This is a genomic window from Alkalithermobacter thermoalcaliphilus JW-YL-7 = DSM 7308 (assembly GCA_001584565.1).
GTDB lineage: Bacteria > Bacillota > Clostridia > Peptostreptococcales > Peptostreptococcaceae > Alkalithermobacter > Alkalithermobacter thermoalcaliphilus.
In genome coordinates this window covers 1-13,073 of sequence record LSFY01000003.1, presented here as the reverse complement: position 1 = coordinate 13,073, position 13,073 = coordinate 1, and the positions used below count along the sequence as shown (strand labels likewise).

General features: G+C 36.2%; 13 protein-coding genes, 3 rRNA genes and 1 riboswitch. Of the genes, 3 read left to right on the top strand and 13 right to left on the bottom strand.

Features of this window, described 5'->3' with window-relative positions:
* Nucleotides 1–10 precede the first annotated feature (10 nt).
* The 12 genes from JWYL7_RS09820 to JWYL7_RS09765 all read right to left on the bottom strand — a co-directional run bounded on the left by JWYL7_RS09820 (nucleotide 11) and on the right by JWYL7_RS09765 (nucleotide 11,438).
* The gene (locus tag JWYL7_RS09820; RefSeq protein ID WP_066072534.1) at nucleotides 11–580 is read right to left on the bottom strand and encodes a xanthine phosphoribosyltransferase; all 570 of its coding nucleotides are present in this window, start codon (nucleotides 578–580) and stop codon (nucleotides 11–13) included.
* A gap of 129 nt (nucleotides 581–709) precedes the next feature.
* Nucleotides 710–811: riboswitch (purine riboswitch) on the bottom strand.
* A 65-nt stretch (nucleotides 812–876) separates the two neighbouring features.
* Entirely contained in the window at nucleotides 877–2,256 is a 1,380-nt protein-coding gene (locus JWYL7_RS10440) for a nucleoside recognition domain-containing protein (RefSeq protein WP_331721919.1), read from the bottom strand.
* 17 nt (nucleotides 2,257–2,273) lie between these two features.
* Nucleotides 2,274–3,023 carry a FeoB small GTPase domain-containing protein gene (locus tag JWYL7_RS10435; protein ID WP_066072528.1) on the bottom strand — a complete coding sequence of 250 codons (750 nt, stop codon included), beginning with the start codon at nucleotides 3,021–3,023 and terminating at the stop codon, nucleotides 2,274–2,276.
* 12 nt (nucleotides 3,024–3,035) lie between these two features.
* Nucleotides 3,036–3,278, bottom strand: a complete 243-nt coding sequence (locus tag JWYL7_RS09805) for a FeoA family protein (RefSeq protein WP_331721918.1) — start codon at nucleotides 3,276–3,278, stop codon at nucleotides 3,036–3,038.
* Nucleotides 3,279–3,386: 108 nt separating this feature from the next.
* On the bottom strand, nucleotides 3,387–3,812 hold the full coding sequence (locus tag JWYL7_RS09800; RefSeq protein WP_066072521.1) for a metal-dependent transcriptional regulator: 426 nt from the start codon (nucleotides 3,810–3,812) through the stop codon (nucleotides 3,387–3,389).
* Nucleotides 3,813–3,826: 14 nt separating this feature from the next.
* Nucleotides 3,827–4,576: an AIR synthase related protein gene (locus JWYL7_RS09795; RefSeq protein WP_066072518.1), complete on the bottom strand. Its 750-nt coding sequence runs from the start codon at nucleotides 4,574–4,576 to the stop codon at nucleotides 3,827–3,829.
* The gene (locus JWYL7_RS09790; RefSeq protein ID WP_066072516.1) at nucleotides 4,557–5,192 is read right to left on the bottom strand and encodes a histidine phosphatase family protein; all 636 of its coding nucleotides are present in this window, start codon (nucleotides 5,190–5,192) and stop codon (nucleotides 4,557–4,559) included. The genes JWYL7_RS09795 and JWYL7_RS09790 overlap by 20 nt, the downstream gene beginning before the upstream one ends.
* A gap of 15 nt (nucleotides 5,193–5,207) precedes the next feature.
* Complete coding sequence (gene cobS / locus JWYL7_RS09785) at nucleotides 5,208–5,960, bottom strand: adenosylcobinamide-GDP ribazoletransferase (protein WP_066072513.1); 753 nt, start codon at nucleotides 5,958–5,960, stop codon at nucleotides 5,208–5,210.
* Nucleotides 5,961–5,964: 4 nt separating this feature from the next.
* Entirely contained in the window at nucleotides 5,965–6,525 is a 561-nt protein-coding gene (cobU, locus tag JWYL7_RS09780; protein ID WP_066072509.1) for a bifunctional adenosylcobinamide kinase/adenosylcobinamide-phosphate guanylyltransferase, read from the bottom strand.
* Nucleotides 6,526–6,618: 93 nt separating this feature from the next.
* Nucleotides 6,619–6,735 (bottom strand): 5S ribosomal RNA (gene rrf / locus JWYL7_RS09775).
* Nucleotides 6,736–6,770: 35 nt separating this feature from the next.
* Nucleotides 6,771–9,688: ribosomal RNA gene (locus JWYL7_RS09770) — 23S ribosomal RNA — on the bottom strand.
* A gap of 136 nt (nucleotides 9,689–9,824) precedes the next feature.
* Nucleotides 9,825–11,438 (bottom strand): 16S ribosomal RNA (locus JWYL7_RS09765).
* Together the 16S, 23S and 5S rRNA genes form the textbook arrangement of a ribosomal RNA operon.
* 555 nt (nucleotides 11,439–11,993) lie before the next feature.
* Between JWYL7_RS09765 and JWYL7_RS09760 the strand changes: the two genes are divergently transcribed.
* The 3 genes from JWYL7_RS09760 to JWYL7_RS09755 are packed head-to-tail and all read left to right on the top strand — an operon-like array spanning nucleotide 11,994 to nucleotide 12,825.
* The gene (locus tag JWYL7_RS09760) at nucleotides 11,994–12,395 is read left to right on the top strand and encodes a GAF domain-containing protein (protein ID WP_066072505.1); all 402 of its coding nucleotides are present in this window, start codon (nucleotides 11,994–11,996) and stop codon (nucleotides 12,393–12,395) included.
* Nucleotides 12,395–12,562 (top strand): diguanylate cyclase, encoded by a 168-nt coding sequence (locus JWYL7_RS10235; RefSeq protein ID WP_083528417.1) that lies wholly within the window; start codon nucleotides 12,395–12,397, stop codon nucleotides 12,560–12,562. The genes JWYL7_RS09760 and JWYL7_RS10235 overlap by 1 nt, the downstream gene beginning before the upstream one ends.
* Nucleotides 12,559–12,825 (top strand): GGDEF domain-containing protein, encoded by a 267-nt coding sequence (locus JWYL7_RS09755; RefSeq protein WP_083528415.1) that lies wholly within the window; start codon nucleotides 12,559–12,561, stop codon nucleotides 12,823–12,825. The genes JWYL7_RS10235 and JWYL7_RS09755 overlap by 4 nt, the downstream gene beginning before the upstream one ends.
* Nucleotides 12,826–12,860: 35 nt before the next feature.
* On the opposite strand, the gene JWYL7_RS10950 is transcribed toward JWYL7_RS09755, so the two are convergent.
* Complete coding sequence (locus JWYL7_RS10950; protein ID WP_072280264.1) at nucleotides 12,861–12,947, bottom strand: SEC-C metal-binding domain-containing protein; 87 nt, start codon at nucleotides 12,945–12,947, stop codon at nucleotides 12,861–12,863.
* Between the last annotated feature and the right edge of the window lie 126 nt (nucleotides 12,948–13,073).

Sequence of the window (13,073 nt, the reverse complement as noted above, 5' to 3'; positions counted from 1 at the left end):
AGTCTTTAGTCTATCTAAATATAATCTGTCCTTTACTCATAGAGTCTACAATTACTAGTGATTCTATATTAATACCAGCTTCTCTTAATATCTTTCCCCCCTCTTGAAATCCTTTTTCTATTACTATTCCAACTCCTACAAGATTAGCTTTAGCTTGATCAACAATTTGTTTTAGCCCTAGGATAGCCTGTCCGTTAGCTAGAAAATCATCTATTATAAGTACATTCTCCCCACTATTTAGATATCGTTTTGATATCCTAATTTTATATAATTTATCTTTCGTATACGAAAAAACCTCACCTTCATAGGTTTCCATATCTAAATTTTTTGACTGACTTTTTCTTGCAAATACTACAGGTACATTAAAATACTGTGCAGCTATTGCTGCAATTGCAATGCCAGAAACTTCTGCTGTAATGATTTTGTCTATTTTGTATCCTCTAAATCTTTTTTTAAATTCTTTTCCTATTTCATTTAGAATATAAATATCTAATTGGTGATTTAAAAAGCTATCTACCTTTAATATGTCATTCCCTATTATCCTTCCTTGCTCTAGTATTTTATCTTTCAACAGCTCCATTTTTTCCTCCTTATTGTGTATAAATTAAAAACAAAACCCTGTGGTATATACCACAGGGTTTAACAAATACAAAAACATATAGGTACAAAAAGTAAACTAGCAAATTTAAGCTAGATAAATACAATTGTACTATATTAGTTAAACACCCGTAGTCAGGCCATTTACGGTAGCCTGGTAGAAACTCTTGGACCATATTACCAAAATTATACGAGTTACTTATACAATTTTCTACAAAACATATTTAAAACTTAGTGATAATTGTAACTCAACTTTTAATAAAAAGCAATAGTTTTATTTTATAAAAGTCCAAATAGATTAACTATTTGTGTCAATGTAAAGCATACTACAATTCCTATTAAAGTTGGCATTATTGCTGAGACTGCTGTCCATTTGAAACTTCCACTTTCCTTTCTTATAGTCCAAAGTGTTGTTCCACAAGGAAAATGTAGTAGTGAAAATAACATAACATTTAAAGCTGTAAGATAGGTCCACCCGTTTGCTATAAATAACTCTTTCATAGCATCTAAGCTATCAAGCTCAAGCATTGCTCCTTCTGACATGTAGCTCATTATCAATATAGGAATTACTATTTCATTAGCAGGTAATCCTAATATAAAAGCCATTATGATAAACCCATCAAGCCCTATAGCTTTAGCAAATGGATCTAAAAACGTTGCTGCATGAGATAATATACTAATTCCTCCAATATGAGTGTTTGCAAGTATCCATATGATAAGTCCTGCTGGAGCTGCTACTAACACTGCTCTTGCCAACACAAATATAGTTCTATCTATAAGTGATGTGTATAGTATTTTTCCTACTTGAGGTCTTCTGTACGGAGGAAGCTCTAGTGTGAATGATGAAGGTATTCCCTTTAGCATAGTTTTTGAAAGTATCCAAGAACTTATAAGAGTGACAGCTATACCTATTAAAATTAAAAATGATACAAATAGTGCAGATAATATTGTCTCGTATTTGCTTGATGCTACTATAAAAATACTAGATAATGCTATGAGAAGCGGAAATCTACCGTTACAAGGTACAAAGCTATTTGTTATCATAGCAATAAGTCTTTCTCTAGGTGAATCTATTATTCTACACGCCATAACCCCTGCTGCATTGCATCCAAACCCCATACACATTGTCAATGACTGTTTTCCATGAGCTCCACACTTTTTAAATAACTTATCAAGATTAAAAGCAACACGTGGTAGATATCCTAAATCTTCTAGTAATGTAAAACATGGAAAGAATATAGCCATAGGTGGAAGCATTACGGCTACAACCCAAGCTAGTGTTCTATAAATTCCTAACACTAAAACTTCATATATCCAATTAGGAGCATTTATACTTATAAATAAATTTGTAAGTTTTTCCTCTATATTAAACAGAAAATTTGCAAGCATTTCAGATGGATAATTAGAACCTACTATTGTTATCCAAAATACTACTCCTAAAAGAATAAACATAATAGGAAATCCCGTTAGTTTTGATGTTAATAAGTCATCTATTTTACTATCTAGGTTAATGTTATTTACTTTGTTATTTTTTACTGCTTTTTGAGCAATCTTCTCTGCCTCTATATATATACTTCTTACCATCTCATCTCTAAAGCTATTTTCACTTTCACTTTCTATTTCTTCTATAAGATCTCTTAACTCATCTAACTTTTCCACAATATCACCTCTTAACTTTAAGTTTTATACAGGTAATTATTTATTGAATTTATAATTGTTTTATCTCCTTCTAGTATTCTAAGTGCCACCCATCTTGAATCTAACTTTTTATCTAAGATATTATCTAATAACAGTGTTAAATTTTTAACTTCATTTTCTATATCTTGTGAATAGATTATTTTTCTTGGATTATATTTTTTTATACCTAAGGAAATTTCATAAACTTTATCTATCAATTTATCTATTCCTTCACCAGTTCTTGCAGTAGTAGCTACTACTGGAATTCCTAGCTCTTTTTCTAAACATTCAATATCAACTTCTATTCCTTTTCTCTTTGCCTCATCCATTAAATTAACACATAAAATTACTTTATCTGTAAGTTCCATTACTTGTAGTGCTAAATTTAAATTTCTTTCAAGACATGTTGCATCAGATACAACTATAGTGGCATCAGGCTTTGCAAAACATATAAAATCTCGAGCTACTTCTTCTTCAACTGAAGAAGCTAAAAGAGAGTATGTTCCTGGCAAATCAACTAAAGTAAATTTTCTATTTTTATATGTGTAGCTACCTCTAGCATTGCAAATAGTTTTCCCAGGCCAGTTTCCTGTATGTTGATTAAGACCTGTTAAATAGTTAAATACTGTACTTTTCCCTACATTTGGGTTACCAGCTAATGCTATTATAAGTTCATTTTCATCTTCTACCTTAACATTGAATTTTTCTCTAAGAAGTGATATACCACTTGATCTATGTGTTAACCCCATTGTATCCCTCCTTTACTTACTATCTATCTTAATAAGTATTTGATCAGCTTCTTCTTTTCTTAAAGCTATTAATGCTCCTTTTATATAATAGGCTGTTGGATCTCCTAGAGGACTTTTTCTTACTGCTTTTATTGTTGCACCTTTAACTATACCTAAATCCAACATTCTTCTTCTACTACTTCCTGATAACAACAAGTTTAAAACTTCTCCACTTTCACCTATAGGAAGCTGCGAAAGATATATTATTTTTTTCATAATTACCTCCTACTATTAGCCTTGGCTAACTTACAATCTCCTTTTGTTAGTTTATGATATGAATCATCGCACTTTTTGTTACAAAAAAAATATGCTCCTTAGAGCATATCAATCGTCTTTTAAATTTGAATATAATTTGTATTTTTTAAACTTATCTAATATATCTTCATTTTCTTTCAAAAATAATACTAACTTTTCTATTGCCTCTACACTCGATACACTTAAATAGTGTTCTATTGCTTCTGCTTCTTTTTCTATATCACAATCAGACTGTATAATTTTAAAAAACTCTCTTAATATTTTGTTTCTTTCTATTAAAAACTTTCCCTTTTTTATACCTTTTTCTAAAATGTCTATTTTTTCGTATGCCTTATATTTTATATATCCTAAGGAATCTAGTTTTTTTAATCCTTTTACAACAGATGGCATTGACACATTAAGACAGTCTGCTATATCTTTTATCCTTATATCTTGCCTATTTAAAGATAGTCTATATAATTCTTCTAAATAATCTTCTAAACTAGGAGATAACATTTAGTATTCACTCCCTACTTTTCACCTTTTATTAATCTTCCTATAACATTTAGATTTTCTATATCTTTAATATCTTTTAAACAATTATCTTTTACTGCAGCAACTAACACAGTAGCTGGCCCTGCACTTTTATATAAATCTATATTACTGTTTTCATATATTTGTAGATTTAAACCATTATTTATTGCTAGTTGCTCACACTCATACATTATCCCTTTTGAACCAACAGGAACTATTTCTAATATTCCTTGTGTATTTAATAGTTTATCTAATGTTTTATAACTTGCAATTTGTATATCATTATCTAAATCTATTTCATTTCCTACTTTTGGAATTCCTATGCTAACTAATATACAACTACAATCTATATTATTTACTTTAATTTTATCTTCTTTAGCTATACCTATTACTGTTACCCCTAATCCAGTTGAAGTAGTTATAAAATTTTCTTCCGTACTTCCTGTGAGTACGACATCATCTAAATCTAAAAGTTTCAATTCTTCCTTTATTCCTTTTATTATTTGTTTTCCTGTAGGATTCATTTCATTGCATATAGCATTTGTAATACATACTATATTAGCTCCACTACAAAGGACTTCAAGCAATGCTACTCTAGCAGTAAATCTTCCTACATAGAATGGATCTACTTTAAAAACATCACCACTTTTTAACCCAATAGACCCACAGCTATCACAAGATATAACCATTTTATTTTGATTGTCTATAGAAACTAATGTTAAATCTCTAATCTTCTCTACCTTCATATTTTATACCTGCCTTTAAATGTGATGTATTGTTTAGTGTATGTATAACGGCAAAATCATCTTGAATTTCTAGCATACTTATAGAACAATTGTCTATCTTGAAATTCCAGTGATAATTGTAGGTTTTAGATATCAAATGAGATATTATAGATCTTATAACTCCTGAATGAGTGCATATAAGAACTGTTTTTCCATCGCTTTTTTTTATAATTTGATCTATACAATTAGCTACTCTTTCGTGAAATTGTTTAAAACTTTCTCCATTTGGATATGTATACTCAAAACCTAAACTTATCATCTTATCAAACTCTGATTTATATTTTTCCTTTATTTGATCAAATGTTTTTCCTTCAAGGTCTCCAAAATTTATCTCATTTAAATTTCTATCCACTATTACATCAAGATTTTTTTCCTTTGCTATATGGTTTACTGTGTATCTAGTTCTTGAAGATGAGCTAGAGTATATTAGGTCTATTTTTTCTTTTTTTAAAATATCTGTAGTTCTTTTTATCTGATCTAACCCATAAATACTAACCTTACTATCTATATGACCAGATAGTTTCATACTACTATTGTCATCAGTTTGAGCATGTCTTAATAATATAATCTTTACCATAAAATCTCCTTAATTTTATATATTCAAAGCTAGATATAAAAATATTAAATATAAAAGTTGAGATATTTCGCAGCAACATCCGAGTATATCTCCTGTTATTCCATCTATTTTACTAGTTATGTATCTAGTAAATAGCCTTACAAATATCCATAGAATAAATATAAATAATATATTAAATATCAATTCATATGTGTCTAAAATTAAAAAAGCAATTATTAATATAGACTGAATTATTGACATAAGTAATTGATAATTAGTTGTTTTTCCTATAAAGATATTCCCCATTCCTTTTTCTCTTGGAGTAGTATTTTTGTAGCAAGCAAATACAATAGATAATCTTCCAACTACGGGTACAATAACTATAGGATACAGTATGTTTTTTTGTATTATACTATAAACAAAAGCTAGCTTTAACAGTATCAAAAACAATATAGCTAAAAGAGCATTAGTTCCAAGTCTTGAATCCTTCATTATTTGTAAAATTTTCTCTTTATCTGTATAACTATATATCCCATCAAAAGTATCTCCTAATCCGTCTAAATGAAGACCACCTGTTAAAATTACTTCACTTAATAAAAATATTACTGATGATATATATATATTAAATATATTTAAAGATATATATGTTATAAGTAAATATATACTACCTAAAATTAATCCTACTAGTGGAAAATATATTATACTTTTTTCGAATTCTTCATCAAAACCTATATCTATTTTTATAGGTATTCTAGTTAAAAACTGTAGTATTCCTATAAATCTTTTCATACTATCAACCCTTTATTTTTACAGGTATTCCACTTACAAGTAAATATACTGTATCACTTTCTTTAGCTATTAATTGATTTATTCTTCCTAGGATATCTGTATAAATTCTAGATAATCTATTATCTGCAACTATACTCATCCCTACTTCATTTGTAACTATTACAAAATATAAATCTGAATTTTTTATTTCTCTAATAAGAAGCTTAACTTGATCTTGTATGTACTTTTCTATTTCATCTATCTTGTCTATTGTGCATGTTTCATAATTCACATTAAATTTAAACATAAGATTATTAACTAGTAAACCTATGCAGTCTAAAATAACAGTTTGGTTGTTTTTAGATATATCTTTTATACTTTTGTATACATCTTCATATATTTCGTAAGTAGTCCACTCTTTTGGTCTACTTTCTTTATGCTTTTTTATCCTATCTGTCATACCTTCATCAAATGGTATAGCTGTTGCAATATAAGCAACATTATTGTTTTGGATTTTACATAAATATTCTGCATAAGAGCTTTTTCCGGACCTAGCACCACCTGTAACCAACGTAATTTTACCCATATATTCACTCCTTTGTTTATTAGAATTTACGTACAAAAAAAGTCTACATCTTTATTTTAAAATAAAGATGTAGACTTTTAAACATAAAAAAATATGTGGCTACGTCCTACTCTCCCAGGAGGCTTCCCTCCAAGTACCATCGGCGCAAAGGAGCTTAACTTCTGTGTTCGGAATGGGAACAGGTGTATCCTCCTTGCTATAGTAACCACATAATATATTAGCACTTTCAAAACTGCATAGCATTTTTGGTCAAGTCCTCGACCTATTAGTACTCATAAGCTAAACACATTACTGCGCTTACACCTTGAGCCTATCAACCAAGTAGTCTTCTTGGGGTCTTACCTTAGAAAGTGGGAAATCTTATCTTGAGGGTGGCTTCGCGCTTAGATGCTTTCAGCGCTTATCCAGTCCATACATAGCTACCCAGCTGTGCCACTGGCGTGACAACTGGTGCACCAGAGGTATGTCCATCCCGGTCCTCTCGTACTAAGGACAGCTCCTCTCAAATTTCCTACGCCTGCGACGGATAGGGACCGAACTGTCTCACGACGTTCTGAACCCAGCTCGCGTACCACTTTAATGGGCGAACAGCCCAACCCTTGGGACCTACTACAGCCCCAGGATGTGATGAGCCGACATCGAGGTGCCAAACCTCCCCGTCGATGTGGACTCTTGGGGGAGATCAGCCTGTTATCCCCAGGGTAGCTTTTATCCGTTGAGCGATGGCCCTTCCACTCGGTACCACCGGATCACTAAGCCCGACTTTCGTCCTTGCTCGACCTGTATGTCTTGCAATCAAGCTCCCTTTTGCCTTTACACTCTATGCACGATTTCCGACCGTGCTGAGGGAACCTTTGGGCGCCTCCGTTACTTTTTAGGAGGCGACCGCCCCAGTCAAACTGCCCACCTGACAGTGTCCCAAGACCGGATTCACGGCCTGTGGTTAGAATCCCAATACTACAAGGGTGGTATCCCAAGGATGGCTCCACCGAAACTGGCGTCCCGGCTTCTTGGCCTCCCACCTATCCTGTACATGTAGTATCAAGATCCAATGTCAAGCTACAGTAAAGCTCCATGGGGTCTTTCCGTCCTGTCGCAGGTATCCAGCATCTTCACTGGAATTACAATTTCACCGAGTCCCTTGTTGAGACAGTGCCCAAATCGTTACGCCTTTCGTGCGGGTCGGAACTTACCCGACAAGGAATTTCGCTACCTTAGGACCGTTATAGTTACGGCCGCCGTTTACTGGGGCTTAAGTTCAGTGCTTCGCAAAAGCTAACACATCCCCTTAACCTTCCAGCACCGGGCAGGCGTCAGCCCCTATACATCATCTTTCGATTTAGCAGAGACCTGTGTTTTTGGTAAACAGTCGCTTGGGCCTATTCTCTGCGGCCTCCTCGGGCATACACCCTAACGAGGCACCCCTTCTCCCGAAGTTACGGGGTCATTTTGCCGAGTTCCTTAACAAGGGTTCTCTCGCTGGCCTTAGGATTCTCTCCTCACCTACCTGTGTCGGTTTGCGGTACGGGCACCTCTTACCTCGGTAGAGACTTTTCTTGGCAGCATGAAATCAGCTACTTCGCTACTTAAATTCGCTCCCCATCACACCTTAGGATATGTTAAGACGGATTTGCCTATCTTAACTCCCTTGATGCTTGGACCTACGCGACCAGCGGTAGGATAGCCTATCCTTCTGCGTCATCCCATCCCTCAAACGGTAATTGGTGGTACAGGAATCTCAACCTGTTGTCCATCGCCTACGCCAATTGGCCTCGGCTTAGGTCCCGACTAACCCTGAGCGGACGAACCTTCCTCAGGAAACCTTAGGTTTTCGGCCCGTGGGATTCTCACCCACGTCTCGCTACTCATGCCAACATTCTCTCTTCTCTAAAGTCCACTAATCCTTACGGTTTAGCTTCAGCCCTTAGAGAATGCTCCCCTACCCATCCTTACGGATGCCGTAGCTTCGGTGATGAGTTTTAGCCCCGGTAATTTTCGGCGCAGGATCACTCGACCAGTGAGCTATTACGCACTCTTTAAATGAATGGCTGCTTCTAAGCCAACATCCTGGTTGTCTGTGCAATCCCACATCCTTTTCCACTTAACTCATACTTAGGGACCTTAGCTGACGGTCTGGGCTGTTTCCCTCTTGACTATGAATCTTATCACCCATAGTCTGACTCCCGAGCAAAAGAATAAGGCATTCGGAGTTTGATAGTCTTCGGTAACCCAAAGGGCCCCTAGGACAGTCAGTGCTCTACCTCCTTTTCTCTAAGCTCGAGGCTAGCCCTAAAGCTATTTCGGGGAGAACCAGCTATCTCCAAGCTCGATTGGAATTTCACCGCTACCCACAGCTCATCCCCGCACTTTTCAACGTGCGTGGGTTCGGACCTCCACGAAATTTTACTTTCGCTTCATCCTGTCCATGGGTAGATCGCCTGGTTTCGGGTCTACGGCAAGTAACTAAAACGCCCATTTAAGACTCGCTTTCGCTGCGGCTCCAGACCTTAAGTCCTTAACCTTGCTACTTACCGTAACTCGTTGGCCCGTTCTACAAAAAGTACGCGGTCACACTAAAAATGTGCTTCCACAGCTTGTAGGCACAGGGTTTCAGGTTCTATTTCACTCCCCTCCCGGGGTTCTTTTCACCTTTCCCTCACGGTACTATGCGCTATCGGTCACCAAGTAGTATTTAGCCTTGGGGGGTGGTCCCCCCTGCTTCCCACAGGGTTTCACGTGTCCCGTGGTACTCTGGAGTATGCTCAAAAGGTTTCGTGTTTAATCTACAGGACTGTTACCTTCTGTGGTGGGCCTTTCCAGACCTCTTCGACTACACTACTAACTTTCTAAAGAGCATATCCGCAACCCCTACAAAGCGAAGCTTTATAGGTTTGGGCTAATCCCCTTTCGCTCGCCGCTACTTAGGGAATCGAATTTTCTTTCTCTTCCTCAGGGTACTTAGATGTTTCAGTTCCCCTGGTTCCCCTCCTTAGACTATGTATTCATCTAAGGATACCTAGACATTACTCTAGGTGGGTTTCCCCATTCGGAAATCTCCGGATCAAAGGTTGCTTGCACCTCCCCGAAGCTTATCGCAGCTTACCACGTCCTTCATCGGCTCTTGGTGCCAAGGCATCCGCCCTGCGCCCTTAATAACTTGACCAGCTTTAATGCTATGCAATTTTCAAAGTGCTAAAGCACATCGCCAACGAAATCAAAGATTTCCGTTGCTCAAAGTGCTAGTGCACACTAACAAAGTGCTAAACTCTCAAAATCAAACAGCAGGTAAAACTCCTTAGAAAGGAGGTGATCCAGCCGCACCTTCCGATACGGCTACCTTGTTACGACTTCACCCCAGTCATCGATTTCACCTTCGGCAGCCCCCTCCTTGCGGTTAGGTAGCTGACTTCGGGTGCCCCCGACTCCCATGGTGTGACGGGCGGTGTGTACAAGACCCGGGAACGTATTCACCGCGGCATTCTGATCCGCGATTACTAGCAACTCCAGCTTCATGCAGGCGAGTTTCAGCCTGCAATCCGAACTGAGACCAGCTTTAAGGGATTAGCTCAGCCTCACGACCTTGCAGCCCTCTGTACTGGCCATTGTAGCACGTGTGTAGCCCTAGGCATAAGGGGCATGATGATTTGACGTCATCCCCACCTTCCTCCGAGTTATCCTCGGCAGTCCCTTTAGAGTGCCCAACTTAATGCTGGCAACTAAAAGTAAGGGTTGCGCTCGTTGCGGGACTTAACCCAACATCTCACGACACGAGCTGACGACAACCATGCACCACCTGTCACCTCAGTCCCCGAAGGGAAGGCTCCGATTAAGGAGCTGTCTAAGGGATGTCAAGCCTAGGTAAGGTTCTTCGCGTTGCTTCGAATTAAACCACATGCTCCGCTGCTTGTGCGGGTCCCCGTCAATTCCTTTGAGTTTCACTCTTGCGAGCGTACTCCCCAGGCGGAGTGCTTAATGCGTTAACTACGGCACCGAGAGGGGTAACTCCCGACACCTAGCACTCATCGTTTACGGCGTGGACTACCAGGGTATCTAATCCTGTTTGCTCCCCACGCTTTCGTGCCTCAGCGTCAGTTGCAGTCCAGAGAGCCGCCTTCGCAACTGGTGTTCCTCCCAATATCTACACATTTCACCGCTACACTGGGAATTCCACTCTCCTCTCCTGCACTCAAGCCCAACAGTTTCAAAGGCTTACTACGGTTGAGCCGTAGCCTTTCACCTCTGACTTGAAGGGCCGCCTACGCACCCTTTACGCCCAGTAATTCCGGATAACGCTAGCCCCCTACGTATTACCGCGGCTGCTGGCACGTAGTTAGCCGGGGCTTCCTCCTTGAGTACCGTCAGAATTCTTCCTCAAGGACAGAACTTTACGACCCGAAGGCCTTCATCGTTCACGCGGCGTTGCTGCATCAGGCTTTCGCCCATTGTGCAATATTCCCCACTGCTGCCTCCCGTAGGAGTCTGGACCGTGTCTCAGTTCCAGTGTGGCCGATCACCCTCTCAGGTCGGCTACCCATCGTCGCCTTGGTAGGCCGTTACCCCACCAACTAGCTAATGGGACGCGGGCCCATCCTGTACCGCAAAAGCTTTGATCAAAAGAAGATGCCTTCCTTTGATATCATCTTGTATTAGCACACCTTTCGGTGTGTTATCCAAGTGTACAGGGCAGGTTACCCACGCGTTACTCACCCGTCCGCCGCTGAGATGGTGTTTAACACTCAATACTTATTATGTGTTATTCATAATTTGCGAAAAGCTCGCTATCGCATGCTTGACGCGGCTAGCTGATAGCATTTTAAATAAATACTCAGTGTTAAACACTATCTCCGCTCGACTTGCATGTGTTAGGCACGCCGCCAGCGTTCATCCTGAGCCAGGATCAAACTCTCAAATATAACTTTTATATTTAGTAACTGGCTTAATTACCTGCTGTTTAATTTTCAAAGTTCATTTACTTGTCCTTGCGACAAGTAATAATATATCACCTTTTAAATTGTGAGTCAACACTTTTTTGATATTTTTTTAAATCTTAAAATATTATCTTTTCAATACGCTAATATCTATAAAACAAGCTCATATAATTCTAATAGAAAAATACATAAATTGTAAATGTTTATAATCGCATAAAATTATTTTTGTTTTCAAGCCTAGTGATATAATTTTTATAATAAATTTAATATAACTGTAAAGGAATGATATTTTTATGTATGATATAGCTATACTAGTTTTACTTTTTATAGTATTTGTATTGTATTTTAAAAATAAACGTTTGTCCTACTATGCTGATAAAAATTAAATCAAACTAAACAAATAATATATAAAATAAATAAATTAGTATATAATGCTGATTCTATAGATGAAATGTATGAATTCATTTTAAAGCACTTGATTGATCTAATAGACGATGCATCTAAGGGTCTATACTTATATATAATCCAAAAGAAAATTACATGGAATTTAAAGCATGTATAGGATTTGATTTTGAAAAACTCAAAAATGTAAAACTTAAAGTAGAAGAACTATTTTTATATAAAGAAAATAAATTAAAAGAAGCTAGTATAATAAGAAATCCAGAAAAATACGATAGGCTTAATATATCTTCAGAAAAATATACCTCATTAAAAAAAATAAGAGCCTTAGATATTAAATCTACTATATCAGTACCTTTATATATAGATTCTACTTTTTTTGGAATTGTTAATATAGATTCTTGTGTTTCATATTCATCTTTTTCTGATGAAGATTTAAAATTAACTGTATATATAAAAAACGAACTCGAAATGGCCATGAAAAATATAATTTATTTAACAAACTTAAAGAATATGCTAATTTTGATTCACTCACAGGTGTAATGAACAAAAGATTCTTTTGTGAAAATTTTAAGTGTATAGATAAAAAAATAGTCTATACCCTAGTATATATCGATTTAAATAACTTTAAATATATCAATGATACTTATGGACATTTTAAAGGTGATGAAGTTTTAAAAAAGTTTTGCTATGTAGTAAATAAAATATAAGAAATTCTGATCTATTTGCAAGAGTAGGCGGAGATGAGTTTGTCTTACTCTTTAAAAATATGAATAAAGAAAATGCAAAGGCTAAAATAAATTCTATTAAACTACAATTAGAAAATATAGTGGATTTTAGTTTTGGATTGAAGGAATTTAAGTATGATAACGAAATCTCTTTAGATGAGCTTTTAAAAGAAGTAGATATTAAAATGTATACTCAAAAAAGAAGACTTCTATTGGGGGGTAGAAGTCTTTTAGGGGGAGATTGATTAAATATTTAGTTGTATTTATATAATACCCCTTTTTAAAAGTTTATACATTTATTTTTATTTTCCGCAACATTTTTATATTTTTTTCCACTTCCACATATACATGGTTCATTTCTTCCTATTTTATCTTCTTCACTATGTTTTTGAAGATTTGTATTCTTTTTCTATTTCTTTTCTCTTTTCTTTTGGTATATACCTTCCCATTCATCTAAGTTATAAAGCCAAGTAGCTTCTACTTTTACCATATT